Origin of the sequence: Pseudomonas canadensis (assembly GCF_030980095.1) — a bacterium.
Classification (GTDB): Bacteria; Pseudomonadota; Gammaproteobacteria; order Pseudomonadales; family Pseudomonadaceae; genus Aquipseudomonas; species Aquipseudomonas canadensis.
On sequence record NZ_CP133298.1, the window covers coordinates 3449509 to 3475703 of the forward strand.

The 26195-nt window shown below is 59.2% G+C and carries 22 protein-coding genes; 4 read left to right on the forward strand and 18 right to left on the reverse strand.

Annotated features, from left to right (window positions below):
* Positions 1 to 12: 12 nt before the first annotated feature.
* The 4 genes from praB to RB216_RS15690 all read right to left on the reverse strand — a co-directional run bounded on the left by praB (position 13) and on the right by RB216_RS15690 (position 3841).
* Positions 13 to 507: an alkane oxidation protein activator PraB gene (gene praB / locus RB216_RS15675; RefSeq protein ID WP_028616491.1), complete on the reverse strand. Its 495-nt coding sequence runs from the start codon at positions 505 to 507 to the stop codon at positions 13 to 15.
* 132 nt (positions 508 to 639) lie between these two features.
* On the reverse strand, positions 640 to 1134 hold the full coding sequence (gene praA, locus RB216_RS15680) for an alkane oxidation protein activator PraA (protein WP_028616492.1): 495 nt from the start codon (positions 1132 to 1134) through the stop codon (positions 640 to 642).
* Between the two features lie 133 nt (positions 1135 to 1267).
* Positions 1268 to 2548 carry an alkane 1-monooxygenase gene (locus RB216_RS15685; protein WP_308907521.1) on the reverse strand — a complete coding sequence of 427 codons (1281 nt, stop codon included), beginning with the start codon at positions 2546 to 2548 and terminating at the stop codon, positions 1268 to 1270.
* A 294-nt stretch (positions 2549 to 2842) separates the two neighbouring features.
* Positions 2843 to 3841 carry an alpha/beta fold hydrolase gene (locus RB216_RS15690; RefSeq protein WP_050587848.1) on the reverse strand — a complete coding sequence of 333 codons (999 nt, stop codon included), beginning with the start codon at positions 3839 to 3841 and terminating at the stop codon, positions 2843 to 2845.
* 267 nt (positions 3842 to 4108) lie between these two features.
* On the opposite strand from RB216_RS15690, the gene RB216_RS15695 reads away from it, so the two are divergent.
* Genes RB216_RS15695 through RB216_RS15705 form a run of 3 tightly spaced genes read left to right on the forward strand, consistent with a single transcriptional unit; the run spans position 4109 to position 7383 of the window.
* Positions 4109 to 5647, forward strand: coding sequence for a flavin-containing monooxygenase (locus RB216_RS15695; RefSeq protein ID WP_308907522.1), 1539 nt, complete (start codon positions 4109 to 4111; stop codon positions 5645 to 5647).
* Entirely contained in the window at positions 5644 to 6534 is an 891-nt protein-coding gene (locus RB216_RS15700) for an SDR family NAD(P)-dependent oxidoreductase (RefSeq protein WP_028616496.1), read from the forward strand. The genes RB216_RS15695 and RB216_RS15700 overlap by 4 nt, the downstream gene beginning before the upstream one ends.
* 15 nt (positions 6535 to 6549) lie before the next feature.
* Positions 6550 to 7383, forward strand: a complete 834-nt coding sequence (locus RB216_RS15705) for a metal-dependent hydrolase (RefSeq protein ID WP_028616497.1) — start codon at positions 6550 to 6552, stop codon at positions 7381 to 7383.
* Here RB216_RS15705 and RB216_RS15710 read toward each other — a convergent pair.
* Entirely contained in the window at positions 7380 to 9455 is a 2076-nt protein-coding gene (locus RB216_RS15710; RefSeq protein ID WP_028616498.1) for an EAL domain-containing protein, read from the reverse strand. The genes RB216_RS15705 and RB216_RS15710 overlap by 4 nt on opposite strands.
* 318 nt (positions 9456 to 9773) lie before the next feature.
* Between RB216_RS15710 and RB216_RS15715 the strand changes: the two genes are divergently transcribed.
* On the forward strand, positions 9774 to 10103 hold the full coding sequence (locus tag RB216_RS15715) for a DUF6388 family protein (protein WP_028616499.1): 330 nt from the start codon (positions 9774 to 9776) through the stop codon (positions 10101 to 10103).
* A 4-nt stretch (positions 10104 to 10107) separates the two neighbouring features.
* Here RB216_RS15715 and RB216_RS15720 read toward each other — a convergent pair whose 3' ends face one another.
* Genes RB216_RS15720 through tssE form a run of 13 tightly spaced genes read right to left on the reverse strand, consistent with a single transcriptional unit; the run spans position 10108 to position 26181 of the window.
* The gene (locus RB216_RS15720; RefSeq protein ID WP_028616500.1) at positions 10108 to 10953 is read right to left on the reverse strand and encodes a serine/threonine-protein kinase; all 846 of its coding nucleotides are present in this window, start codon (positions 10951 to 10953) and stop codon (positions 10108 to 10110) included.
* A complete protein-coding gene (locus tag RB216_RS15725) occupies positions 10950 to 11663 on the reverse strand; it encodes a PP2C family protein-serine/threonine phosphatase (protein ID WP_122814549.1) in 714 nt (237 codons plus the stop codon). The genes RB216_RS15720 and RB216_RS15725 overlap by 4 nt, the downstream gene beginning before the upstream one ends.
* Positions 11660 to 14995, reverse strand: coding sequence for a type VI secretion system membrane subunit TssM (gene tssM, locus RB216_RS15730; RefSeq protein ID WP_308907523.1), 3336 nt, complete (start codon positions 14993 to 14995; stop codon positions 11660 to 11662). The genes RB216_RS15725 and tssM overlap by 4 nt, the downstream gene beginning before the upstream one ends.
* A gap of 15 nt (positions 14996 to 15010) precedes the next feature.
* Entirely contained in the window at positions 15011 to 15871 is an 861-nt protein-coding gene (gene icmH, locus RB216_RS15735; protein ID WP_122684770.1) for a type IVB secretion system protein IcmH/DotU, read from the reverse strand.
* Between the two features lie 5 nt (positions 15872 to 15876).
* On the reverse strand, positions 15877 to 17205 hold the full coding sequence (tssK, locus tag RB216_RS15740) for a type VI secretion system baseplate subunit TssK (RefSeq protein ID WP_308907524.1): 1329 nt from the start codon (positions 17203 to 17205) through the stop codon (positions 15877 to 15879).
* Position 17206: 1 nt separating this feature from the next.
* Positions 17207 to 17698, reverse strand: coding sequence for a type VI secretion system lipoprotein TssJ (tssJ, locus tag RB216_RS15745; RefSeq protein WP_372514688.1), 492 nt, complete (start codon positions 17696 to 17698; stop codon positions 17207 to 17209).
* Positions 17698 to 18870 carry a type VI secretion system-associated FHA domain protein TagH gene (tagH, locus tag RB216_RS15750; protein WP_308908886.1) on the reverse strand — a complete coding sequence of 391 codons (1173 nt, stop codon included), beginning with the start codon at positions 18868 to 18870 and terminating at the stop codon, positions 17698 to 17700. The genes tssJ and tagH overlap by 1 nt, the downstream gene beginning before the upstream one ends.
* 16 nt (positions 18871 to 18886) lie before the next feature.
* Entirely contained in the window at positions 18887 to 19018 is a 132-nt protein-coding gene (locus RB216_RS15755) for a hypothetical protein (protein WP_028616507.1), read from the reverse strand.
* 42 nt (positions 19019 to 19060) lie between these two features.
* Positions 19061 to 20593 (reverse strand): sigma-54 interaction domain-containing protein, encoded by a 1533-nt coding sequence (locus RB216_RS15760; RefSeq protein WP_308907525.1) that lies wholly within the window; start codon positions 20591 to 20593, stop codon positions 19061 to 19063.
* Positions 20590 to 23022 (reverse strand): AAA family ATPase, encoded by a 2433-nt coding sequence (locus RB216_RS15765; protein WP_236319704.1) that lies wholly within the window; start codon positions 23020 to 23022, stop codon positions 20590 to 20592. Before RB216_RS15765 ends, RB216_RS15760 begins: the two co-directional genes overlap by 4 nt.
* Before the next feature lie 6 nt (positions 23023 to 23028).
* Entirely contained in the window at positions 23029 to 24042 is a 1014-nt protein-coding gene (tssG, locus tag RB216_RS15770) for a type VI secretion system baseplate subunit TssG (RefSeq protein ID WP_028616510.1), read from the reverse strand.
* Complete coding sequence (gene tssF / locus RB216_RS15775; protein WP_122814540.1) at positions 24006 to 25793, reverse strand: type VI secretion system baseplate subunit TssF; 1788 nt, start codon at positions 25791 to 25793, stop codon at positions 24006 to 24008. The genes tssG and tssF overlap by 37 nt, the downstream gene beginning before the upstream one ends.
* Positions 25783 to 26181: a type VI secretion system baseplate subunit TssE gene (tssE, locus tag RB216_RS15780; RefSeq protein WP_122684756.1), complete on the reverse strand. Its 399-nt coding sequence runs from the start codon at positions 26179 to 26181 to the stop codon at positions 25783 to 25785. The genes tssF and tssE overlap by 11 nt, the downstream gene beginning before the upstream one ends.
* Positions 26182 to 26195 lie beyond the last annotated feature (14 nt).

The following is a 26195-nucleotide window of genomic DNA, read 5'->3' on the forward strand; positions in this document are numbered from 1 at the left end:
CTTACGCGCGCCTCAAGGCACGATCGTCAACGCTGGGCTTGGGGTGACGCTCAGGCTCACCACGGTGCAACTGCCACTCAGGGTCTGGTTGGCAGCGGTCAGCACACCACCGCTGTAGCCCACGGTAATCGTCGAAGGGCCGCAATTGGAGGCTGGGTACAGAATCGAGCTGGCGATGGTATAGCCGACGTTTGTCACCGAACCGGCGGCAGGGCCGGTGGCAGTCAGGGTCCAAGGCAGACCGGTGATCTTGGGCAGCGCGCACAGGCCGCCACCGGTGACCGCGACGCCGGTGATCTTGGCAACGCCTGTCGCATCGACATTCCCGGTAAAAGTGGCACCACAGTTAACGGTGGCCTGGAAGGACGAAGGCGACTTCACCGAGATGGTGCCTGGCGCAGTGAAGCTTGTGCTTACAGGACTGATGCTGTAGGCGTTCGCCATCGAAGCAGCACCCATGCAAACAGTCAAAGCAGTCAACGACACGAGGGTTTTCAAGCTTTTCATTGTTTTTCCTCACATGTTATGGCGAAGTCAATTCGCCAGGGGTAATGGCCATGAACGAGAGGTCACGGTGAAACTGCAGAACTTCCCTTTCCAGCCAAATTTCAATTCAATTACCGAAACACCATCTAACGCTTATTCAACAACTTTGAAGTTCGGCGGCATCTTGATCGACACCGTCTTGATCTTGCAGTCTTCGCCGATCGGGACATTGGCGGCTTCCAACTTGCCGGTGGCGTTATCCCAGGTACCGTCGGCGGTCGAGGGGCCGCACTTGCCGCCGAGGCCGAATGCATGCACATCGACGCTGATCTTCGACATGGAGCCGCTCTTGGTGTCTTTGGCTACTAAGATCCATGGCAAGTTGGTGGCTTCGACCCGGCTGCACTTGAGGCCACCGTCGAATTCAACTTTGTCGACGTTCACTGATGAACCATCGGCGGCGACCTTGCCGGCCACCTTGATGGTGCAGTCGGCACTGATCAGCGCGCCTTTGGAAAAGCTGATGGGCCCCTGGGCGGTAAACGCACTGCCGGCGGGTTCGATGCGCGCTGCCTGGGCCTGGTGATAGGCGATCAGGCCCAGCGCAGCCAATACGATATGTGTGGTGAATTTGGCAGGTGCTTGCATGGTGTACGTCCTTCCCTTTAATTATTTTTGTTCGGGTCAAACAACTTTCTGGCAACCGATCTGGAAAATCCCGGGCGATAGAGGCCTGCGCGGCACGCAGGCCCCGAGTACGCAAACAATGTGTTACATGAACTTAAAACGGTTTGGCGCTGTTGCTGTACTTCTCCAGGTACTTCAACCGTTGTGAAGGTTGAAGATTTGTAAGAGTGATATCCCCGGCATAATGATTCAGTACACGATGGTCCATGCGGCGGCGCCACAAGTACGGCACATACGCCCAGACAATCATGCTCGCGTAGCCATAGGGCAGTTGCGGCGATTCATCAAAGTGGCGCAACGACTGGTAACTACGGGTCGGGTTGGCATGGTGATCAGAGTGCCGTTGAAGTTGGAACAGGAAGATATTGGTAACAATACGGTTGCTGTTCCATGAATGCCGTGGAGAGCAGCGCTCATAACGACCATTGGGCAACTTCTGGCGTTTAAGTCCGTAGTGTTCGACATAGTTCACTACTTCCAACAGCGAGAAACCGTAGATGCCTTGGATGATCAGGAACGGCACAACCGCCCATCCAAGCCAGGCGATCATCGCCCCCCACAACACCACGCTGTACATCCAGGCGCTCAGCACACCGTTTTGCCAGTGCCAGGCAGGTAGATCGAGCTTGCGCAGACGTTCGCGCTCCAGGTTCCAGGCCGAGCGGGCACTGAACCAGACCGAGCGTGGCAGGAACGCCCAGAAACTCTCCCCCAGCCGCGAACTGGCAGGATCTTCTGGCGTGGCAACACGTACGTGATGGCCACGGTTATGTTCGGTGTAGAAGTGCCCGTAGAAGGTCGGGGCCAGGGTGACCTTGGCCAGGAACACTTCCAGCGCATTGGGTTTATGCCCCAGCTCATGGGCCGTGTTGATCGCGATGCCAGTTGCGGCGCCGGTCGACATGGCCATGCCCAGGTAAGTGAACCAGCTCACTTCGCCATGCAGTTGAGTGCGTGCAGTGATGTAGCTGGCGGTATGGGACAACCAACTCGACGGTTCCAGGTTCGCGGTGGCCTGCAACAGCCCACCCTGGATGATCCAGTCGATACCGGCAGCGGCGAGCCAACCCGTAATCAGTACCGACGAGATGACAAACAGCACGCCGGTGTAGACGATCCAGCGGTAGTAACTTTGGGATTCAAGGTGGCTGACGGCTGATTCGGGCGGGTTGCTCACGTCTTCACCGAGCAGGCCGTCAATCAGCGGGATCAGGCCGAAGATCACCAATACACCGACCCACCAGAGTTGCTGGATACCGGTGGTAATAGCCAGTGCGCCAGACAACAAAGGGGTGGCCAGGGGCATGATGCCCAACCACCACAGGTGACGCTTGCCGTCGGTCCATACGCTTGGAGCTGCCAGTGTCTGATTCATGGCAGCCACCGATGCTGGGAAGCGGAAAACAGGTTCAGGGAGCGTTGACTGCTCCAGGAAATCAACCATGCGATAAAAGACGTTTTTTTCATTTTTATTCGCTCTTAGGCATTTCAAAAATCATTTCAAAATAAACATTGAAATATTTTTTTAAAGAAATAGCGCGGAATCGTTAGGTCGTCAACTACTTTTTCGAGGCCTTTTCTACGTGACTGGGCAGTCTCTTTTTCAGCCGCCTGGTCAGGTCTCTAGGGCAAGCATTTCGGACGGTACAACCCGCAGTGGACGACACGGTTATTTGCTTGCCAACGCAAACGGCGGATGCAGGATCGCAGCGGTTGGCGCTGGCCGCGCACGCTTGGCCAACTGTTGCACCGCCTCCACCACCCGCGCGGTGGCAGTGATCGGCAACATGTGCCCGCGTCCCTCCACCACCTGCAGCTTCAGGCCTGGGACCTTGTCGGCCAGGGCCTGGCCGTGTTTGCGAAAGTCCAGGACCTTGTCCTGCGCGCCATAGATCAGGCTGATGGGCAACGTTAATTGCGGGTAGCGCTTGACCATGTCCGGCAGGGCGTCATTGACCAGGGAGATCTCGCTGGACGCGGCATAGAAGTTGTCGGGGCGCATGCCCAGCAGGCCACCTCCACGGGTGGCGAAATCGTCAGGGGCATTGTCTGGTGCGAACACCCCCTTGACCACCGCACGGCGCGTCAACAGGCCAATGGGCACCGTGAGGGTGTGAGACACCCAGCGCCGCAGCCAAGCCGGTCGCACCGCCAGTGACCAGAACACCACGGGCAACGTGGGTTGTGGATGGGTCAGTGGCGCCACCAATACCAACCCCGACACCGCATGGGGATGGTCGAGGGCCAGCGCCAGGGAAATCGCACCGCCCAGGGAATGCCCCAGCACCATGGGTTTATCCAGGCCGAGCGTATTGATAAAGGCCGCCACCTGACGCGCCTGGGCCGGCAGGTCCGCAGCGGTGCCTTTGTGGCGCGTGGAATATCCCGACCCAGGACGGTCAAGCGTGATGACACGGAAGTGTTCACGCAACTGCCCGGACAGTGCATACGTCAGGTTGCGACTGCTGCCCATCAACCCGTGAATCATCACCAGCGGTGGGCCCTTACCCTCTTCGTAGTAATGAAAGCGCTCGCCATCCACCTCCAGAAAGCGCCCGTTGCTCGGAACGGCGGCTTCAATGCGCCGTTTCATCCACGCGCTGAATCCCCATAAAACGGCGCTCGCGCCTATCAACACAGCCGCAGCGATAACCCATTCAACAGCCATAGCTCGGTCCTCTGCATCCCTGCTGCTGTCGACCCGACCGGAATTGATCAAGGCCTCAGCTATCGCCCATACCCTGGGCCTGAACATCGTGCTTGTCCGTCGGACAAATCACACATGAGGAGCCTGGGACTAGCGTAGGCGATATTTTCAGGTAGATTATTTAAAATCTTTTTTAAAATAAGTAATTCAATTTTTCTTTGCAATGGTGTTCTATCTAAAAGACACAACAAGAAAAGGAGCACACCCGATGCCCATGAAGGAATGCTTATGAATACCCAGAGCGACTCTATCGACATCGCGATCATTGGCTCCGGCTTTGCCGGGCTGTGCATGGCGATCAAGCTCAAGGAGGCCGGGTTCACCGACTTCTTTATCGCCGAACAGGCCGACACCCTCGGCGGCACCTGGCGTGACAACCACTACCCAGGCTGCGCCTGCGATGTGCAGTCCCATGTGTATTCGTTTTCCTTCGCGCCGAACCCGAACTGGACGCGGCAGTTCGCGCCACAAGCGGAGATCCGCGCTTATCTGGAGCAATGCGCCACGCGTTTCGAGCTGGCGCCCTACTTGCGTTTCGGCATGGGCCTTGAACGGGCAGTTTTCGATGAGCAACAACAGCGCTGGCAATTGCGCTTCAGCGATGGTCGCCAGGTCAGTGCACGGGTGCTGGTCTCGGGTATGGGCGGCCTGTCGCGGCCGGCGCTGCCGGATATTCCAGGGCTCGACAGCTTCAAGGGCAAGCGCTTTCACTCACAGCAGTGGGACCACGCGTACTCCTTGAAGGGTAAACGCGTGGCGGTGATCGGCACGGGCGCCAGCGCCATTCAATTCGTGCCGCAGATAGCGCCGCACGTGGCTCACCTGGACCTGTTCCAGCGCACGCCACCGTGGATCATGCCCAAGCCCGACCGGGCCATTTCGCCTTTCGAACGCTGGTTGTTCAAACACCTGCCTTTCACCCAACGCCTGGTGCGCAGCGCCTTTTATTGGGCGCTCGAGGGCCGCGTGGTCGGCTTTGCCCTGCACCCACGGCTGATGAAGATGGTGCAGAAAATCGCCCTGCGCCACCTGCACAAACAAGTGGCGCGCCCTTCCCTGCGCAAGACCCTGACCCCGGACTACACCATCGGCTGCAAGCGCGTGCTGATCTCCAATGACTACTACCCTGCGCTGTCACGCAGCAATGTCGAGGTGGTCACCGACAATGTATTGCGCATCGAAGCCGACGGTGTGATCACCGCCGACGGTATCAAGCACCCGGCCGACTGCCTGATCTTCGGCACCGGCTTCCAGGCCACCGATCCCCTGCCCCGCGACTGCATCATCGGGCACGGCGGCGTGGACCTGATGGACACCTGGCAAGACGGTGCCCATGCCTACAAGGGCACTACGGTGCCCGGTTATCCCAACCTGTTCCTGATCGTCGGGCCCAACACTGGCCTGGGGCACAACTCAATGATCCTGATGATCGAAGCACAGGTGACCTACATCCTCGACGCGCTTGAGCAAATGCAGCGGCATCGCATCGCCAGCGTGGATGTCAAACCCAGCGTGGAAAGCGCCTACAACCAACAGCTGCAGGCCCAGCTCAAGCGCACCATCTGGAACACCGGAGGATGCCAAAGCTGGTACCTGGACCCACGCACGGGCAAGAACACCACGTTATGGCCGGGCTCGACCTGGCGCTTCAAACGCGTCACCCGCCAGTTTGCGCTCAAGGACTATGTGACCAGTCTGATGCCGGTCAATGCGCCCAACCGGCCTGTACCTACGCCCCATTCCACTGCCGAAGGGAGCTTGTCATGAAGTCATTCAACGGCCGTGTCGCGGCCATTACCGGCGCTGCATCCGGCATGGGTCGCGCCTTGGCAATGGCCCTGGCGCGGGAGGGTTGCCACCTGGCGTTGGCGGACAAAAACAGCCAGGGGCTGGAACAGACGTTGGCATTGATCAAGGCCTCAACCCTGGCACCGGTGTTGATCACTACGCAGGTGCTGGATGTGTCCGATCGCACGGCCATGGAGGACTGGGCTGCACGCTGCGCAGCCGATCACGGCCAGGTCAACCTGGTCTTCAACAATGCCGGGGTGGCCCTGTCGAGCACGGTGGAGGGCGTGGACTACGCCGACCTGGAATGGATCGTCGGCATCAACTTCTGGGGGGTGGTCCACGGCACCAAGGCGTTTCTGCCGTACCTCAAAGCCTCAGGCGACGGCCATATCGTCAACACCTCCAGCGTGTTCGGCCTGTTTGCCCAACCGGGCATGAGCGGCTACAACGCCACCAAGTTTGCCGTGCGCGGCTTTACCGAATCCCTGCGCCAGGAACTGGATATGCAGGGTTGCGGCGTGTCAGCCACCTGCGTGCACCCCGGCGGCATTCGCACCGATATCTGTCGCAGCAGCCGTATCGACGCCAACATGACAGGGTTCCTGATCCACAGCGAACAACAGGCCCGCGCCGACTTCGAAAAGCTGTTCATCACCGACGCCGACCAGGCTGCCAAAGTGATCCTGCACGGCGTACGCAAGAACAAGCGCCGCGTGCTAATCGGCCGCGACGCGTATTTCCTCGACCTGCTCGCCCGCTGCCTGCCGGCGGCCTATCAAGCGCTGGTGGTGTTCGCCAGCAAACGCATGGCGCCCAAGCCACGCACGCCGGTGTTTGAAACCAACGACGAGCCCCGTCTCTGAACAGGAGCACGCATTATGTTGCCGATCCGCCGTGACATCCGTTTCGCCCTGCCCGCCGAGCACATCAAGGACTGGCATGAACAGGGTCCGTTCATCACGCACTTCTTCAATGCGCTGTCGCTGCTATTTCCCCAGGGCGAACTGTTTTTCATGGACAGCGTGCGTCACTACCGCCAGCGTATTGATGACCCTGAGCTAAAAAAAGAGGTCCAGGGGTTTATCGGCCAGGAAGCCATGCACAGCCGCGAACACGTGGCCTACAACGACTTGCTGCAAGCGGCCGGGTTGCCGGCGCATACCTTGGACCGCCGATTGAAATTCATCCTCGACTGGCAGAAAAAACACATGCCGGCGTCTTTCAACCTGGCCGTGACCATTGCCTTGGAACACTACACCGCGATGCTGGCCGAAATCCTGCTGAGCGATCCGTCTCGCTTCGGTGACTCACTCAAGGGCTACCAACAGATGTGGTACTGGCATGCCCTGGAGGAAACCGAACACAAAGCAGTGGCCTTCGATGTCTGGAACACCGTAATCAAGCCCGGGCCCATGCGCTATTTGCTGCGTACCGGGACCATGCTCACCACCACGGTGTTGTTCTGGCTGGTGGTGTTCGATTTTCACCTACGCCTGCTGATCGCTGACCGCAAGTCTGGCGGGCATCTGAAAGGCTTCTGGCGCATGCTGAAATTTCTGTATGGCCCCAGGGGCGTGTTCCCACGGATGCTGGTGCCGTGGCTGCATTACTTTAAACCCGGCTTTCACCCCTGGGATCACGACAACCGTGCGCGCCTGGCCGGGATTGACGCCCTGGTCGAGGAGATCGAGCAGACCCAACGCGTGTATTAGGCTCGCGCCAAGGCAGCGCGCTCACGCACAAAACCTTCCAACTGATCGCCCGGCAGTGCCTTGCTGAAATACCAGCCCTGAATGATCAACTCGGCGCCGGTGTTCAGGAAGGCCAACTGCTCGGCGGTCTCCACGCCTTCCACCACCACGCCCAGGTTCAGCGCCTCACAGAAGCGCAACATGCCGGTCATGACCTGAGCGCCCTTGGGATCGTGCTGGGCCACCACGAAACTACGATCGATCTTGATGAAATCCACCGGAAACTGATGCAGGTAACTCAAGGCCGAAAACCCGGTACCGAAGTCATCGATATAGACCTTGGCGCCGATGGCTTGCAGCTTCTGGATAGTCTGGCGCGTGGCTTGGATATCGCTGACCAGCGCGTCTTCGGTGATTTCCACCGAGACTTGCCCGTGGGCCTGGGCCAGGATTTCTACGAGGCGCTCACCGTAGGCGGCGTCGGTCAAGGTCGCGCTGGAAATATTGATGGTCATCGGCAAGGCAAAGCCGAGCTTCTGCCACTTCTGGTATTGGCGCACCGCCTGGGACGCGACCCACACATCCACGTCCGGCATCAACCGCGCCTGGGCCAGCCACTGCAGGAACTCCCAGGGCGAATGCACCTTGCCTTGGGCATCGCGGGCACGCATCAGCGCCTCACAACCGGTGCACAGGCCGGTACGGGTCGAGACCTGTGGCTGGAATTCGAGGTAGAACTCGTAGTCGCTGATTTGCTGGATGCGGCTCAGTTCATTGGCCTGGCGCGCCAGGGCCTTGTGAGACGCAAGCACGGGGTCCAGCTCACGCAGCCGGCCCTTTTCTTCAAGACCTCGAAAGGTCATGTCCAGGGACTTGAGGTACACCGTGCCACCTTCAGTGGTCTGGCGATGGATCGCGTGCACATACGGCGCATACACCAACGTGCCGAGGCCCAGCAGCGTCAGCTGCAACGCCACTGCCGCGAGGTCGCCGTGCGTGCTCAGGTAGGCATTGAGCAGCACAGGCGCCGTAAACGGAACGCTGACCACCGCCGGCGAGACCCAACCCATCTGCACCACCGTCAACGCCACCATGGCGTTCAACGCAGGCACAATCAGAAAGGGAATGAACAAGCGCGGATTGAGGATGATCGGCAAACCGAACAACAGCACCTCACTGACGTTGAACAGCGACAGCGGCAGACTTGCCACCGCCAACAAGCGCATGGACTGGCTCTTGGAGAACAGCAAGATCGCCAGCAACAGGCATAGTGCTCCGCCCGAACCGCCGATAAACGCGAAGCTGCCCAGCAGGCCGCTGTTCAACAGGTATTTGAGCGGCTCGCCCGCCGCCGCCGCGGCATTGTTCAGCACCACCGCCTGGTCCAGCACATCGAACAGCGGCTGCATGGCATAGACACCGTGGATGCCGAAGAACCACAGCAGCGAATTCATCAGGGTCACAAACAGGCCGCTACCGTAAGGCGATTGCAAGGCATCAAGTACTTGTGGTCCCTGCAACTGCGCCACATAAGGCACCTGCAACAACACGGACAGCACCATCACCAACGCCAGCGCGGTGATCGCGCCAGGCACCACCATATTGATCGTGCCCCGCAGGTTGTGCCCTACCAAGTCCTCATTGACCAACCGAGTCCAGCGATAACGGTGCAGCCAGGCGATTGCCGGCACATTCAACAGCGGCGAGGCAATCGCGATAAACAGGACGAAGGTGGCTGAAGCCCGGGGGTATTCACGCAGGATAAACGTCGCCACCACCACATGGGCCAGGCACAGGAACGCTACCGGCAGTTGTGGCAGACGATGCTGGATTGCCAGCATGTAACCGATGGACGCAGCGACCAGCAGCGGGATCACGGAGCTGATCTGGTTATGCAAGCCAGCGAGGAACGCCACCACTTGCGCATCGAAACCCAGCACCCGCGCGCATTCAGACAGGATCAGGAAGCTTGCCGACACCAACAGGCATGGCAGGATCCACAACAAACCTTCGCGAATCGCTCGAAGAGACTCAGTGCTGGCCAAGGCAGCCAGACGTTGGGTGAAGAAAAGCTTGAACAGCGTTTGCGCCATGACCCATCCCTCTGCCCATCGCCCTCTGTCCCTGGAAGGCAGGGCCGGAAATACGGGGTTAACGCTACACGTCCTGGCACGATGAGCGAAAGCCTTTTGCCATTCATCCAGGTGTTTTTTCCGTAATGGATGACAGGCAATTCTTTAGATTCTCTAAATAATTGAATTTTCTTACGTGGACCACTGACCAAATCTGCTGCGGCGCGGATAGCCTACCTGTTATTGTTTTTACTCAACCTCATACTTGCAATGACCCACCGCCGGCTACGCAAACGCGCCCGCCATATCCAAAGCCCGGCCATCGAATGGAGTAAGTCCTTGTCACCACCCGGCGATAACCACCAGTTGGCATTGAACAGGTTCGTCAACGAACACCCCGATGTCGCTGCAGAACTCGACACCCTGAACCCGCTCGCCGCACAAGCCAAGGGCGAAACCCTGGCGCAGTACCGCGCCGAACGGCTGCACGAGGCCTTCGAAGCCGAGGCCGAACGCCAGGGCCTGTTTGCCTGGGAGTTGACCCTGAAACTGACCGCCGAGTCGCCCGAAGCCTTTGAAACCCAACGCCTTGAAGTACACAAGGAAGTGGCACAGATGGCGGGGTTGAGCTGGGACGAGTACTGTCGGATGCATGATTTGGCCGGTTGACGCACTAGCCCATGAACCATAGGCACCGACGGGCTGCCAACCCCTCGCACAGCTCGGCAACATCGACGGTTCGCTGCTCAGGGTCCATGGCCAGTGCTGAACATAACAAAGGCCAGTACTGCCTGGGCAGTTGCCTGGGCCGCGGCAACCGTTGATTACGTTGACGCTCTACGGGCCGCCGTCCCTCTGCCATTTCGTAGAGCACTCGGGCCGCCCCATACAAGTCGGCGCTCGCCGACGGCAACCCGCCTGCCATCAGCTCCGGCGCTGCATAGGCGGGAGTCCAGGCATTCAGCCGGTTGCGGCTCAAACCTGGTAATCCAGCCTCCGCCTGGGCTTGCGCGTGACCCAAGCCAAAATCGAACAGACGTACCCCCTGCTCCCCGACCATGATATTCGCCGGTTTCACATCGCCATGCAGGACACCTTGCCGATGGGTGTAGGCCAGTGCATCCAGCAGTTGCAGGGCCATGGGCTGTAACTCCTGCCACGGCAATCCCTGAGGACATTCCGGAAGCACTCGGTCGAGCGTCAGGCCGGGCATCAGTTCCATGGTGAAGAACGCCACTTGGTGCGCCGTGTCTACCTCGAAAGAAAATGCACGTACCACATGGTCATGTCGCAGGCTTCGGGTCAGGGCGAATTCGCTGTAGAGCAGCACATGCGCGTCAGTGGACGCGGATAGGGTCTCGCTTAACAATTTCAGCGCCACGCGACAGTCTGGCTCGCCGAACGCTTCATGCAGCAAGTCCCGCGCGCGATAAACCACACCCATTCCCCCGGCACCGAGGATTCGCTCAAGCTGATAGCGCCCGGCCAGCACTTTCGGCGGGCCTGCCGCCGCGCTCATGGCCGGACCACCACGGCGGTCAGATCATCCCGTGCCGGCCCCAGCAGCACACTGCTGAACAACCGATCCACCGCCTGCCGTGGCGTGCTCGCGCTCATGGCACTCCCCAATTCCCGGTGACTGAGCCCCTGGTACAGACCGTCGCTGCACAACAAAAACACGTCACCGGGCTGGGAACGCAGTTCCAGTATCTCAAGGCTCAATGGCTGCCTGGCACCCACCGCGCGGGTCAAGGCTCTTGCGCCAGGATGAGCCTGGGCGAGTTCCGGGCTCAACTGTTGCGTGTCTATCAGTTGCTGCTGCAAGGAGTGGTCCCGCGACAGTTGATACAGCCGCTGCCCTCGCCACAGGTAGCATCGGCTATCCCCGGCCCAGATACAGGCGGCGCGATCATGTGCCAATAACAGCACCACCACGGTACTGCCCATGATGCCCGCCACGCCATCGGCGGGTTGTAACTGGCTGTCGAGACCCCGTAGGCACCGTCGAACGGCCTCGATCCGTTGGTCGAAATCGCCTTGGCCTGGCAGTGCAGCAAGGCTGCGAACCACCCGTTGGCTGGCTACATTTCCGGCATGATGCCCGCCCATACCATCCGCCACCGCCCAACAACCCCGTTGCGGGCAATCGAGGAAGGCATCCTCGTTGCGTGCACGGCTCTTGCCTTGCGCCGTGCGCCCGGCACTCAGCCATGACTGCGCACCGCTCACAATTGCTCCGGCAGGCGGAAGGTGCGCCACGTCGCCATATGGAATGGGCTTGGGTCGCGTTGACTGGTGAGCAGGTAATTGGCCCGCAGGCCAGCTAGGTCAGCCTTGAGAACCTGCGCATCCCTGCCGCTCGCGGGCTCGCTTTGCATCAGGTCGAAAAACCGGAACATCGACCAGGCGCCACGGTCTTTCTCAATGCCCAATGGCCGCTCGGCACCGCGCTCCAGCACCAGGCTGCTGCGACCATTCTCCGCTTCACTCGGCCAATGGAACGCCATCGACACGATCGGGCCGTGGCGGTATTCCAACTGCTGATCACCCACCCGCAGCGTCGCCCGGCTGACGGCCTGGTCCAGGCTGTAGGGCGCCAGCGTGAACCGTACGGCCCAATCTCCCTGTTCCTCGGTAAAAAAACCTTGGCGAATGATCTGGGCCTTGGTCAGCTGTTCCAGTAACAGGCGCGACATCGGCAGGCTGCGCCCTTCTATCCCCCGCAGGCGATAGCGGTTGCCCTCGACGGTGACGAACGGCCGCAGGTAGCTCTCAAAAAAGCGCGCCATAGCACCCCGAGGCTTGAAAAACGCCTGGAAGTCGCCTAGGGCAACGTCACTGCCCGCATGCGCATCGAATGGGTAACGACGCTGAATGGCTTTCGCATAGAAGCCATAGACTTCGTTTTGATAGTGCTGATTTACAAACCCGTAGGCGCCATCGAGCAGTTGGCGCCAGCTTTGGTCGGCAATGCCTTCGAACCACCCTTTGAGCGGCTGCGGAAAGCGAGCCGCCGTGTCACGCAAGTTGCCCAGCAGCGGCTGCTGTCCATCCATCCGTTGCCTGGCCATTTTGAACGCTGCCTGCTCCGGTGAGCTGTCCCGGCTCACTGTCGACAATTGCAATTGCAGCTCATCCAGCAAGCGCAATGCCTGCGTCAACTCGCCCCTTGGGTTCTGCTGTTCGTCGAGCAATTGATGCAAGGGCTCGAAACGGCGTTGCAAGGCACGCCGGGCATTATCAGGTAACACTGCTCGGGTCAGGTCCCTGGAAGTCACCGTGCCCAGCTCGCCGACTTGCTGGACTTCCGTTTCAAGTCGATCGGAAGCCGACACTAAGCGAGTGTTTTCGCGCACCTGCTGCAACAACTGCACCAAAGCCGATTGAGCCGATGTAAGGCTTGCAAGCTGTTCAGCGTCTTGTTGCAGGCTGCCACTTTCCCGCAGCTTGATCCGACCGAGAGCGTCGCTCCAGGCGTCGGCGTACTCACTGAAATAGCGCTGTTCCAGCGCCAGCATCAGCCTGCGTAGATCCATTACACTCAGGTCAGTACCCTCTCCAAGTACCCAATTGTCCTGAGCAATGGCATTGACCATCTGAGTACCCTGCTGTTCGAACAGCAGTAGGTATTTCTTGGTATAAAACCCCGGTATAGGCGGCTCGCCTCTGGTAAACGCCGGACCTTCGGCCAGGCGATAAGGCTCCAGGTTTCGCGCTTGCTCCCGCAGCGCCCTGTAGACCACCTCCATCAGTGACTCACCGCGTAATACCAAGCGAGCCTGGGCGACCAACTCTTCATTCAATGGCGCCTGAAACGGTTGTTCGAGGAGGCGTAAAAAGTGTTCATTCAAGCGCTTATTCGCCGAAGAGTCTCCCGACCACTGGCCAGACACATACTCTGCCAGCCAGCCCTTATCAAGCCGCCCACGCAGATTGAGCATCAGGTAGGCACGCAGGCTATCCAGCAAGTGTTCGCGGTCACCCAGGCTGCCTCGCACTCGCCCTTCGAGCAGGGTGGTCACGTATGGCAAAAACTGCTGCTGCAGGGCGTGTTCATAAGCTGCAGCCAGTGGCGGGCTACTCAGCGCCCCCTGATACAAGCCGGCCCGATCAATCCACCGTGCTTCGGCCTGCGGTGAAAACACTTGGGTTGCCGCCAGTCGACCGTCCAGCAGCGCCAGCAAAGCATGGCTCTCGTCCGCCCCTCGCGGCGGGGCGGGCTGGGTGCTGATCAGTCCCCGTAATTGCACTAGGCGCTGATGGTTGAACGCGTAACTGTGCGCCCACACTACCCCCACAGCCCCGATAACCACAGTCGCTGCCAGCGCCATCAATCCGTGGCGTCGGCGTATGCGCTGCCGTTCCGGATCAAGCAGCCCGGCCAGGTCGGCCTCGGCAAAAATCACGCGCTTAAACAGCCCCTGTACAAAATGGGGACGTACATCGACGGTCTTCGCACACGTCAGATAGAAACCTCGCAGAGCATTGATAGGCTGATAGCGATTGACAGAAAACGCCGCCTCGATAAACAGGCATAGACAGTCACCAATGCGTGCGACCTGCCGGGGAAAATCAAGCATGCGCCTTCGACGCTCGACATTTCGCTCGTGATGCAAGCGCGGAATCAACTCCCCACCCAGGCGTTGCAGCAAGCTCTCGAACACTGCTCTCACTTGGACGAGGTCGGTACCCAGATACCCTCCCAGGACCTGGTCTGCATCATCGCCCTGCTGAGCATCAAAAAACTCGGAAAACCCGGCCAACCGGTCAGACTGGGTCAACACCAAATACACTGGTACATCCACGTGCAGTGTTTGCTGGATATCCTGCAAGCGGGTACGCACATGGCGGGCATGACGTTCCAGGTCGTGCTCATTGCTGCTTGAAAGTGTGTCGACTGACAACGTGACGACTACGCCATTGAGTGGCCGCGACCTACGCCGCCGCTTGAGCATGTCGAGTAGGGTCGACCATCCCGCTTCATCCACTGAAGAGTCCGGCTGGCCCAGATAACGGCCCGCGGCCTCGACCAGTACGGCTTCTTCGGCAAAATACCACTCACACCAAGACGTGGCCCCCTGTGGCGCCGTTTCAGGGGAGTCCAGTGCAGACGGCAAGCCGCTGGCCGCCAGCAGGCTGGTCTTGCCGCTGCCTTGCTCGCCAATCAATAGATACCAGGGCAACTCCTCTCGCCAACGCTCGCTGCGCTCACCGTAGCGTCGTGAGGTTTTCAACGCCTGCAGCGCCTCCTTGAAGCGCTCCCGCACCTGTCGTATTTCATCGTTGATCAGTGCCTGCCGCTGATGACGCTCATGCTCTGCTGGCTGATTCAACCACACGGTACGACGCGCGCCAACCACGACCATCGCCAGCCCCCACAGCAATAGAAACCCGCTGATGGTCAGCAAACGGGACGTCGGACTTTGCCAGAAACGGTAGTCATCCACCGCCAGCAAGGGCCCGAAAAACCACACCAGCAGCGCACTGGACAGCACTAGGAGCAAGCTGTATACCCAACTTTTGCGCAGCACCGTACCCACTCCTTTGAAGAATGCGTTCATCCATTGCTCCCAGCGTTACGAGGGTGTCCGAGACAAGCCTGACACCAGAGGTTGAAGAGGTTGCAGCGCCGCCTCGCGCTCCTGGTTCAGCACCCAGGCAAACCCCGAATACATCACCAGTAAACAAGCCAGCACACAAATAACGACCCACATGACGGAGACAATCCGTATTCGTACCCGAGGAACTTTCCCTCTCTCGGGAGTGATGGATAGCGGCACCCGGTCACCTCGCACATGCCTGACCTGGCGGTAAACAGCATCTTGGATCGTTTCCAGTTGCCCCCTTCCCCGCTCCATGACGCGGTATTTGCCTTCGAATCCCAACGACAGGCACAGGTACATAAGCTCCAGCATGGCAATATGCTTGACGGGATCGCGGGACAATCGCTCCAGCAACTGGAAAAACTTTTCACCACCGAAGGTTTCGTTGTGAAAGCGGCTCAACAGGCTCTTCTTCGACCAATCGCTGCAACTGCCCCAAGGCGTGGTGACTACCGCCTCGTCGATGACACTGCACAGCACATAACGCGCCGACATCACCTGGCTGCTCTCTGCCCCCAAGTGCAAGGCATGGGCCTCAAATGCGCTGATGGACGATGAGAGCTGGTCATTGAGCGCTTGCAAGCTTTCCCGAGCGGGGCTGGCCTTGAGCTGGGCAATCTGCGACAAGAGCTCCCAGCCCGCTGCCAACAGCATGTTGGTGCCCATTTTGAAACGCTGCCCCGGGAGGTTGGCGGCGTAGATCATCCGATCTTCCAACTGCGCGAAGCGTGGCGGCGATGGGAAGTCTGTAACGGGTCCCAGCGCCGGCCCGAGCCCATCACGGTCAAGTAGTACGGTTTTTTCATCCTGCGGGTATTCACTGCCCTTCGTCATGGTATTCAGTTCCTGATAGCCCAGAAGTTGAGTTCTAGCTCCGCGAATTCGCCGCTCGCGTGGAAGGCAAAACCACCCGACTGCTCCAACTGCGCGATGTCACGAGGACTGAGTTCGAGCATGAAATAGGTCTTGGCGGCGTGATACGGAATCTGCCGCGGCGCGACCGGCAGCGGCTGGACCTTGATACCGGCCAGGTGCAGGTTCACCAGCTCGCGGATGCGTTCTACGGCGCCGATCTTGAGATGCGCCGGCAAACGATGGCGAAGCTCTTCCGAATCACATTGGGCGGTGGCGGCCAAAATGAAGGTGGCGGTGCCGAGCAACTTGAGATCACTGAGCGGGCAAACCAGCACCCCGTATTGCCGCTTTTGCAACGCCAACTCGATGGCATGTTGTTCCAGCACCGACGACAATACAGCGCGAAGCCCCTCCATCAGCCCACGAAAGCTCGCCCCCTGATCGCCATGCCGGTAGTGCACGGCAAGTTGTGCGCGCTTGTTGTCGTTGGCGAACGTCGACAGTTCGCCGAGGATCGAGAGCAACTCCCGATACAGCAGCTCCGGACGCACTTGAGCCTGCACCAGGTAGTGACGCAGGACCAACTCGGCACGATTGATCAGTTGCAGCATCAGAAAGTCGCCGACCTGTGCTCCTGTCGAGGCACCACTCCCCTGGATTCGCGTTGCAATCGCATCGCCACGCGTCGCCAGCAGACTGATCACCTCCTTGATGCATGACGGCACATATCCGGCGCTCTGGAGATAGATGAACGTCGGCACAAAGTCCGCATCCAGGCTTACGCCATCCTCGCGAGTCGAATCTTGCACTTGGGCGACCTGGAGCTTCACGTAGAACGCATCACTGGGCCCATCGCCCAGCATCAGCCGAAAGTCCGGGTGTGCACAGTTGATCTGGCAACGAGAATCAACGCCGGCGTTGGAGTCGCCGATTTCCGATTCACAGGCGACGTAGCGTGCCAGCACATCGCTTTGCTCCTTCCTGCGCACCTCAACCTGATTCTCGGTCGCCAGCGGCAACGCCAGATAAACAGCTTGCCTGCCCGCATTGGCAGGCACCTGCAACACCAAAGGCTCCATCGCGCCGCTCAACTCAAACAAGCTGCCGTCCGGCAATACTCCGCTGGCCTGGTTGACAACGACCTTGCCCAGGTTGAGGTACTGCATATCGATGTCCAGGATCAGGAACCCCCACGCATCACTGCTCAGCAACCGAGTTCGGTTGAGCTGTCGATGGTAGTAGCGGTCATTGTGTTGCAAGTGCTGGGGCCGCAACAGCATGCCCTCTTGCCAGATAACGTTATGGACCTGCATCTCAATTCTCCGTCCTGTCTGTCTGAGGGGTTGCCATCCGTAGCCCCGTCTGGTCCAACACAATGTCGGCACGCGTAAATTGCCCCGGGACTACCGGCAGCACGAGCCGCCATTGCACATGAGGCAAGTCGCGATACGCCGCCAGTACGCCGACATAGCGGCTATGCGGCTGGACACTGAGCTTGAGTGCCTGCCGTTCACCAGGACGCAATTCCAACTCCTCGCTGCTGACCCAATCCTTGGAGAGTGTCTGTTCGGAGCGGTCGTAGAGGCTGAAAAAATCGGCATTTTCAAAGGCCACGGGGTGCCGTAGTTCAATCAGTTGCACCACCACGGGAGAGGGGCGACCGTGCAGGTCGGGGTTGACTTCGTCACCTGCGATCAACGTCAAGTCCAGTTTGGTCAGGGTCGAAAAAGGTGAAAGGCTGCTACATCCGGCCAACAGGCACAGTGCTGACAGCAGTGATAGGGCCGCAACTCGGCACGCGAACATCATCCTGGGCACCCCACATTCAGGGCGCAAATCAGGCGTACCTGCTCCTCATAGGCACTGGAAAAATCATTACGCGACCACTGATGGCCCAAGGGATCTTCGTCAACCAATCGTCGATAGTGGCGTTGGTATGCCCGCCAATAAGCTGCCTCGGTGAAAAACCTGGGTGGCTTGCCCTCGCGCTCGAAGCACAGCAACAAATGCCCCGGCGCAAAGGCTGCCAATGCACCCCGCACCGCGGTCCGACAAGCCACGGTCATGGCCACTTGATGAACTTGCAGGTCTCGACAGGCCTGGGCGACGGCTTGCTCGGCAGCGAGCTCTCCCGGGGCACCAGCCCCCAGCAGTGACGCCATGGCAGCCTGGCTGTCGGCGCAAGCTTTCAGCGGGTTGAGGATGTTTGACACTGGGGGGGTCAATGCAATGTTGATCTCGCTGTTCAGCTCATCGCGGGTTCGTAGGTTTTGCTGCAGCCCTTCGATGACTTGTCTGAACAGCCCGGCCACCTTGATCGCGAGGGCTTCGCGGACTGGCGTATCAAGCGTATCCACTTGCACACCCAATGCTTGCGCAAACTGCGGCCAGAACACATGCGAGGCAGAAGGCAAGGCCATGGCGGGTTCGGGAGGTATCTCTTTCCTGTCGGGTTCAGCCCATGTCGGTACGATCAGATGATCGCGATCCACAGGCCCTTGAATGTGCGATTGGAAAGTCACCTGCGTTGACGTATCCAGGCCGTCCAATTCTGCCGATGAGCTGACACGCATTTGCTCGCGATCCAGCGCGTCAACAGGGTCAAGCCCGAGGAACGCGTCGTCTGGAATCACATCATCCCCAGCAAACGACCGCCGTTCATTTGCCACCAACCGGGCACGAATTTCCAACCGTCCCAGTTGGTACACTTCACCCTCAGTGATCAACCGCGCCTGCCCTTTGCCCAGGCGTTCCATGCTGCCTGAAACACTGATGCCGTTGCTGCTGATATCCGTCAGGTAGTAGTGGCCTTCTCGATAACTGACCAAGGCGTGATGACTGGAGATCAGGCGGTGGGTATCGGGGATGATCCAGTCACAACCCGTCCCACGGCCGATCACACCGCCAACACCATCAAACGCCTTGCGCGCCAGCGGTTCACTATTCACGCCACTGCAGACTTCAAACACTAATTGCATGGCAGAGCTCTCCTGCTCACTGCCCACGACGTGTCGCCTGGGGGTCACCCAACGGACGGTAGTCGGCATCATCAAAGACATAATTGGCGTTACAGCCGCTCAACAAACACAGCACAAGCACCAGGGCTTGCCACGGATGAAAAAACATCAGGTATCTCCCATGAAAATCAGGTGCCCACACTTCTTCCATTCAGCCTTCCTCACGGACATCGCCAACGGGAATCTTCAGGCGCGCCAGGCGATAGAGCAGCGTGCGGCGGGCGACACCCAGCTCACGCGCAGTTCGGGTGCGATTACCACGGTTCTTGTGCAGACAATCGATCAGGAACACCCGCTCTACCCGCTCCAGACGTTGGCGCAACGTCGCATCGACGGAGTCATTGGCTGGTGGCGCAGGCAAGGAAAGATGCACCGGCAGGATCACCCCGTCATCGCAGAGCAGTACCGCACGCTCCACCAGGCATTTGAGCTCACGAACATTGCCGGGGAAGGCGTAGCTCGACAGTTGGTCAAGGGCCGCGCTGGACCACGACACCGGCACACGTCCAAGTGCAATGGAAGCTTGCTGCGAAAAACCCCGCGCCAACAGCAACACATCGCCGTCACGCTCGCGCAAGGGCGGCAGTTCGATGGGGAATTGCGCCAGCCTGTAATAGAGGTCTTCGCGGAAACTGCCTTGGGCTACCATCGCGCAGAGGTCACGATGTGTCGCAGCAATGATGCGCACGTCAACCTTGTGTGCGGCAGTAGCGCCCAGCGGGCGAACTTCGCCTTCCTGCAGGACCCGCAGTAACTTGGCCTGCAGCGACAGCGGCATATCGCCGATTTCGTCCAAGAGCAGCGTGCCTCCATGCGCCGCGTCAAACAGCCCCACATGGTTGCGTTCAGCTCCCGTGAAAGCCCCTTTGCGATAGCCGAACAACTCGCTTTCCAGCAATCCTTCGGGAAACGCCGCACAGTTTTGCACCACGAACGCTTTGCTTTTGCGCGGACCTGCAGAATGGATAGCCCGTGCCACCACCTCTTTGCCTGTCCCCGTCTCGCCGCGCAGCAATACGGTGTAAGGCGTCTGCATGACCTTACCGATCAGGCGGTACGTCTGATCCATCGCCGTACTGCTGCCGATCAGCCCAAACTCCGCTCGAGGGGCCGGTTTACGGTCATTCAAAAGGGCGATACTTCCTGTGGAACACTGACTCTTCAGTAGAGTCCGCTGCATCAAGGCAAAACTTCCCAGCTGGCTCAAAGAGAGGGAGTAGTCGTGCAAATTTCTCCGGCATTGGCTGGCAAGCAGCAACACGCCGTTGATGGCCTTGTCGCGGTTGAACAGCGGCACACACGACAGCGCTTCCCAGGGAGTCTCCAGTGCTGGCAGAAACCCGCACTCGTACACGCTGCCGGCGAGGTCCTCCAGGCTAAGAGCCGTTTTATGGCTGAGTACATAGTGCAACACCTGCTCATGCTGAAAGTCCTTGGTTCCGACTGGATCGCCGGAACAAAACACTCCGAGCAAATGCTGGGCAATCAGTTCGAGTCGGCCAGTGGACTCATCGCGCCAGTACCACTGACTGAGTTCGCATTGGCTCAACTGCGCCACAGCCGCAACACAGAGCCCGGGCAAGGTGATTTCGTCGCCATCGGCACCCAAACGAACGAACCAGCCTAGCAACGCGTCGAGGTATGCCTGTGATTGGGGCTCCTGGGTGGGTCGGCTCTCCCTCATTGGCTGAACTCACAGAGGGGAGAACCATTCTCCGTCAGGTACGCATGCACATGCGCCAAGGGTTCGTCTTGAGCCATCGCCGCCAGCAAGCGATCCACCACCTGCGGCAACAAATGGAGTTCGATCCATTGGTCAAGGTAGCGAGCGCCGCTATCGCTATGGGCGCAACGCTTGGCCATGTGTGCAACCAGCTCGGGCGTATAGCTGAACGCCAGCTTGCGCAGATGCAACCGTTGACCCAAGCGTTCCAGCTTGAGTCTCGTCAAGTCATGCAGAGCCTCACCCGTCACCGGGTAATACGGCACGACGCGCATGCGAGCCAGCAATGCGGGTTTGAAGTGGTCGCGCAGCAACGGACGGATCGCCTCTTGCAGCACTGGCACTTCAGGTCGCGCGCCGTCTGCGCACAGTTCACCGATGCACTCGCTGCCCAAGTTGGACGTCATCAGGATCAGCGTGTTGCGAAAGTCAATTTCCCGGCCTTCCCCATCATTGGCCAGGCCTTTGTCGAAAATCTGATAGAACAGGTTCAAGACTTCCGGGTCGGCCTTCTCGACCTCGTCGAGCAACACCACAGAATACGGGCGTTGACGTACGGCTTCGGTCAGCACACCGCCCTCGCCGAAACCGACATAACCGGGCGGTGCGCCAATCAAGCGAGACAGTGAATGTTTTTCCTGGAACTCCGACATGTTGAGGGTGGTGACAAAACGCTCACCGCCATACAACAGATCGCCCAGGGCCAGCGCAGTCTCGGTCTTGCCCACGCCACTTGGGCCCACCAGCAGGAACACACCAACCGGGCCTTCGGCCTTGTTGAGCCCTGCTGCAACGGCGCGCAGGTTGCGGTCCAGAGCCTGCACCGCTTGTTCCTGGCCAAGAATGCGCGCGCGTAGGGCATCGGCAAAACCCAGCACCCGTGTACTGTGCTCACATGCCAACTGTTCAACCGGGATACCGGTCCAGCCACTGATGACCTCCGCCACCAGGTGCGGGCATACCTGCTGCGCCGATGTTTGTTGCTCCTGCCAGCACTGTTCCAGAAGCTGGCGCTCGCTTTCCATTTCCTCCATGCGTAGGTTCAACCCGTGGAGTATTTGCTCATCCACGGGAAACCCTGCATCCCTGTCACGACCTATTGCCTGATGCTGCCGCACGCCTTTCGCCTGTTCCGCATAGAGGCGTTGCAACTCTTCGGGCGCCGCCTCCCTACGGGTACGCAAACGAGCGCAAGCGGTGTCCAACACATCCACCGCCTTGTCGGGCAACTGGCGCCCGCTCAGATAACGGGCACTCATCTGCGCCGCCGCCACAACCGCATCGTCCCGCACGTAAACGCCATGGCTGCGTTCATATACCGAGACCAGTCCGCGCAGGATCGAAACCGCCTGCTCGACACTGGGTTCGCCAACCAGTACAGGCTGAAAGCGCCGTGCCAACGCCGGATCTCTCTCGAAGTACTTCTTGTATTCCGACCAAGTGGTCGCAGCGATGGTGCGCAATTCACCACGGGCCAAGGCCGGTTTCAGCAGATTAGCCGCATCAGACCCACCCGCCGGAGCGCCCGCACCGACCAACGTATGCGCCTCATCGATAAACAGGATCACCGGTTTGGCCGAGGCATTGACCTCGTCGATCACGCCCTTGAGGCGCCGCTCAAATTCACCCTTGATGCTGGCTCCAGCCTGGAGCAGCCCCATATCCAGGGTCAGCACCCGCACATCCTTTAGAGCGGCTGGCACCTGCTCGGTGGCAATGCGCAGCGCGAGGCCTTCGACAACGGCCGTCTTGCCTACACCGGCTTCGCCGACAAGTATTGGGTTGTTTTTGCGCCGGCGCATGAGAATGTCGATCAGTTGGCCGATCTCAGTTTCGCGGCACACCACCGGATCGATACGGCCTTCAAGCGCCTGGCGCGTCAGGTCGTGAGTGAAGTGCTCCAGCAATGATTCGCTCGTCGGCGAAGGATCCGCGCCAGGCGACTGACTCGACACAAAGCCCAGTAAACGCTGCGTATCCAAGCGGTTCAACAAAACCTGATAGGCACTCCCCGCATGGTGCAGCGGGTGACGCAGCAGTGCCAGCAACAGCGCGCCATGATCGACTTCAGTCTGGCGCAGTTCCAGATGGGCAACCATCAAGGCCTGCTGCAGCCATTGCACAAGCGATTGGGCAAACACCGGGTTGCGTGATGCGCTCGCCTCCCCCTTGGGCTGCAGTGCCGCTTGCAACTCACCCACCTCAATGCCTGCATCTGCCATAGCCCGTACGAGAAGGCCGTCTTGATGCTCCAGCAGGGCCAGCAACAAGTCTTCCACCAGTACTTCTCTGCCGCCGCGCGTTACGCAACGTTCAGCAGCGCGCACCAAATCCCGACGGGCCTGGGTGGTCAATGTCTGAATAAGTTGTTGCAGATCCACATTTATCATAATGATTCATCCCTCATGAGCGTTGCCCGGCACCATGACCACCCCGTCGGAGCAGTCATGCGCCAGCCACGTGGTCCAGCCGAGGCGACAGACGTTGTGTTCGCCAATGTGCAACGGTCGGATCTCTTCCTTGGCCAGCACCAGCCGCACGTCATAGTCCAGTGGATCCCGAGATGTGAGGCGCACCAATGAACACAGCAGCGGGTAGTCGGGCCCAGTGGGCAGAAAGCCATGGAATTGCTGCCAACACAGGCCCTGCAGATGCACCCTGAACTTGCCACTACAGTCGGCAACCTGACTGCCCAATACCTGGTCACGGCCAAGTACGCTATTCGCGGTGCCGAGCCGATTTCGCTGTGCGTCAGCGATTGCAACCGTACGCAGTACCCACTGCTCAATGAACAAGCGGTGGTGTTTGAAGTAGTAACGCAACACCGTCTCGATCAAGGCTGCCGAATGCGCCCGCAGGCTAAGTAACCCCAAGTAAGGCAACAGCCGCTCGCAGTTCAATTGCGCGACACTGCGAATCTGCTGGCCGCTCAGGCCGATCAACGCGAACATCTGCTCGGATAACGTGTCACGCGCGCCTGCCTGGAACCGCGCCCGGTAACGGTACTTGCGCCAGATGGGTAGCATCAGTCGTTGCAAACGGTGATGAAACACGTCCAGAAATTCTCGCGTAGTACTGCCACCCACTCCGTCGGCACACGCTTGTTCGCCATAAAACGCCGGCAAGGGCGACCCCGCGCCACACAAGCCCAAAAGGTTGAGGCGAAGACGCGCACGCAACTGCCCGTGCTCAATGAAAAACTCCACCCGGTCAATATCGTGACCGGGAAAGCCAAGACCTGGATTGGCTTGAAACTCCAACAAGTCATACAACGCGTCGTCATCCGACAGGGGATGGGCTTCGCGCAAGCGGTTGATCACCTGCAAAACCGCCTGGAACAGCGAATACTCGCGGATGCCCCGGGACAGTCGCGTCAAAGCAGGGGCTGCTGCCCCATCCGTGGTGGCCATAGGTACACGTCTCCTTGTGTGCTGATGACTCTTAGTTCGTGGTAGGCGTTGAGACTGGCGTAAAGCGCGAAGAACTCGTTGAGTACCGACGCGAAGACGAATACTTCGCCATGCCCCAGAAAGCCTTGGGGGTCGATGCTCAGATCAATTCGTATCCCCCGAAACGGCAAGCCCCGTTGCAATCGGTCGACCGCCGTATGACTGACGGATCGCATTGCGCCCAGCTTCCTCTCACTGACCTTCTGCGCTTGCCGATCGTGGTAGCGCGGTAAGTCATAGGTTTGAAGGATTACCTTCAAGGCGTTGATGTCGCTCAACGACAGATAGTTGAGCGACAGGTTGCTGATCAATCGCCAGAGAAAATCCTGATCCAGGGGTGGCGAAAAACTGGCCGTCGGTGCGCAGATGTTCCGAAACGACAACCCCTCTGGCGTCTGTTCGCAGGGCAGGTTTATGTCCCCAAGCTGCAACAGCCGAGGTAGGTTGTGATTGGTACACGTCAACTCGATCGACAGTGTTTGCTGCTCTGACTCAGGACCGTTACCAAACGCAAGCCAGGTTTCAAGCCCTGCATGCTGTGCCGATGGCCGTTGACGAATGCTATAACTCACCGGGCTATCCGCCTGGTCGATGTCGCCACCATGTTCGAAGGATTCGAAGGGCACGTAAGCCTTGTATCCACGCCCACCCGGTTGCCACCCTGTGACACTGTCGACGGAAAATACACTCGCGTTTTCCCGTGAGTATTCGCCAGGGACGAGCAGATACTCATCCTGCTTGCCGTCCAGCCGGATGGGCACCGCATCATGCTTGAACAGGTTCACGATAGGGGTGCAGTACAGTTTGACGTTCTCCAGGGTGGGCTGCTGGGACTCACGCCATGGCGTGCGCAACTCGAAGCGCAACATCACCCCACGCACCTGCTTGAGCAATTCGCCAGGTAAATCCTGCAGCACGCCCAAGCCCCCGACATCGACAAACAGGTACTTGTCAGGAAAGGCAAAATACTCCTGCAGGTGGCGATACCCTGGAAAGGTATTTTGCGGATACGGGATCAACGCCTGTTCCTCGCTGAAACCCACCGGCTGGACCTGGTCGGCGCCCAGCCGCAGTGATAACGCCTGGCCATTAACCCCGTTGACCGGCAGGCCATCGTGGCCCAAAGGTAGCAACTCGATACCGTCAAGATGACGCAGCAGGCTCAGGTACAGCTCCTGGCTGATGTAGCGATCTCCGGCGAGATGCAGACGCAACTGAGTGAACGTCCATTCACTGAAATTACCTTCGGCGCTCATGTCCAGACGCAGGCTCAACTTCCCCCGCCCTGCCTGGGTGCCGTACTCCAACGCGCTCAGTTGCAGCGGTAGAACCTGCGTGGCATAGCAGGTCCGAAAACGGCACCGCTCGCCATTGACTGCGGCGCTTTCGACCGGCGTGTCCCTCGCCACCCACACGTCAGGACCGGAGTGTTTCAACGGATCAAATTGCAGCATGCTGAACGCGGGCATCGGGCGCATGTAGTTGGGCCAGAGCAAATGCATCAGCGAATGTGTCAGTTCTGGAAGCTCGTCATCGAGCTTCTGGCGCAAGCGACCCGTGAGAAACGCAAAGCCTTCCAGCAGCCGCTCTACATCCGGATCTTGACCCGACTCTGCGAGAAAGGGAGCAAGCGCAGGATTGCGTTCGGAGAACTGACGACCGAGCTGGCGCAACGCACTGAGCTCGCTTTGGTAATAACGATTAAACGACATCCGGCAAGACCTCTACCCGACCGGAATCGCATAGCCGAGCGGTGAACACCACGGGGCGTTGGGTGCCCTTGATCATCAAAGTAGCTTCAATGGCGAAGGCCAGGGCCAGTGGGTCGTGGTCCCTCGGCAACGTCTTGACCCGCACATCCTTCAAGCGCGGCTCGTAGGCGCGAATGAATCGCTCGATCAACAAGCGTGACTGAGACAATGACTCATGTAGGCTCTGGTTCATGTCATTGAGGTCGGGCAAGCCGTAATCGGGCAGCGTCTGCACACTGCCCGCACGGATGCTGAGCATTTTTCCCAGGTGGATCGCGACGGACGTCACGGCACTTGCGGGAGTAGCCGGGCGCTCAAGGCGCTGGAAAAGACTCTGGTGGTTGGGCATTACCTGGCCTCTGC

Bases quoted from the DNA above. Each gene is read 5' to 3' on its own strand.
- praB (WP_028616491.1), bottom strand. From the start codon at position 507: ATGAAAAGCTTGAAAACCCTCGTGTCGTTGACTGCTTTGACTGTTTGC.
- praA (WP_028616492.1), bottom strand. From the start codon at position 1,134: ATGCAAGCACCTGCCAAATTCACCACACATATCGTATTGGCTGCGCTG.
- RB216_RS15685 (WP_308907521.1), bottom strand. From the start codon at position 2,548: ATGAATCAGACACTGGCAGCTCCAAGCGTATGGACCGACGGCAAGCGT.
- RB216_RS15690 (WP_050587848.1), bottom strand. From the start codon at position 3,841: ATGGCTGTTGAATGGGTTATCGCTGCGGCTGTGTTGATAGGCGCGAGC.
- RB216_RS15695 (WP_308907522.1), top strand. From the start codon at position 4,109: ATGAATACCCAGAGCGACTCTATCGACATCGCGATCATTGGCTCCGGC.
- RB216_RS15700 (WP_028616496.1), top strand. From the start codon at position 5,644: ATGAAGTCATTCAACGGCCGTGTCGCGGCCATTACCGGCGCTGCATCC.
- RB216_RS15705 (WP_028616497.1), top strand. From the start codon at position 6,550: ATGTTGCCGATCCGCCGTGACATCCGTTTCGCCCTGCCCGCCGAGCAC.
- RB216_RS15710 (WP_028616498.1), bottom strand. From the start codon at position 9,455: ATGGCGCAAACGCTGTTCAAGCTTTTCTTCACCCAACGTCTGGCTGCC.
- RB216_RS15720 (WP_028616500.1), bottom strand. From the start codon at position 10,953: ATGAGCGCGGCGGCAGGCCCGCCGAAAGTGCTGGCCGGGCGCTATCAG.
- tssM (WP_308907523.1), bottom strand. From the start codon at position 14,995: ATGAACGCATTCTTCAAAGGAGTGGGTACGGTGCTGCGCAAAAGTTGG.
- icmH (WP_122684770.1), bottom strand. From the start codon at position 15,871: ATGACGAAGGGCAGTGAATACCCGCAGGATGAAAAAACCGTACTACTT.
- tssK (WP_308907524.1), bottom strand. From the start codon at position 17,205: ATGCAGGTCCATAACGTTATCTGGCAAGAGGGCATGCTGTTGCGGCCC.
- tssJ (WP_372514688.1), bottom strand. From the start codon at position 17,698: ATGTTCGCGTGCCGAGTTGCGGCCCTATCACTGCTGTCAGCACTGTGC.
- tagH (WP_308908886.1), bottom strand. From the start codon at position 18,870: ATGCAATTAGTGTTTGAAGTCTGCAGTGGCGTGAATAGTGAACCGCTG.
- RB216_RS15755 (WP_028616507.1), bottom strand. From the start codon at position 19,018: ATGTTTTTTCATCCGTGGCAAGCCCTGGTGCTTGTGCTGTGTTTGTTG.
- RB216_RS15760 (WP_308907525.1), bottom strand. From the start codon at position 20,593: ATGAGGGAGAGCCGACCCACCCAGGAGCCCCAATCACAGGCATACCTC.
- RB216_RS15765 (WP_236319704.1), bottom strand. From the start codon at position 23,022: ATGATAAATGTGGATCTGCAACAACTTATTCAGACATTGACCACCCAG.
- tssG (WP_028616510.1), bottom strand. From the start codon at position 24,042: ATGGCCACCACGGATGGGGCAGCAGCCCCTGCTTTGACGCGACTGTCC.
- tssF (WP_122814540.1), bottom strand. From the start codon at position 25,793: ATGTCGTTTAATCGTTATTACCAAAGCGAGCTCAGTGCGTTGCGCCAG.
- tssE (WP_122684756.1), bottom strand. From the start codon at position 26,181: ATGCCCAACCACCAGAGTCTTTTCCAGCGCCTTGAGCGCCCGGCTACT.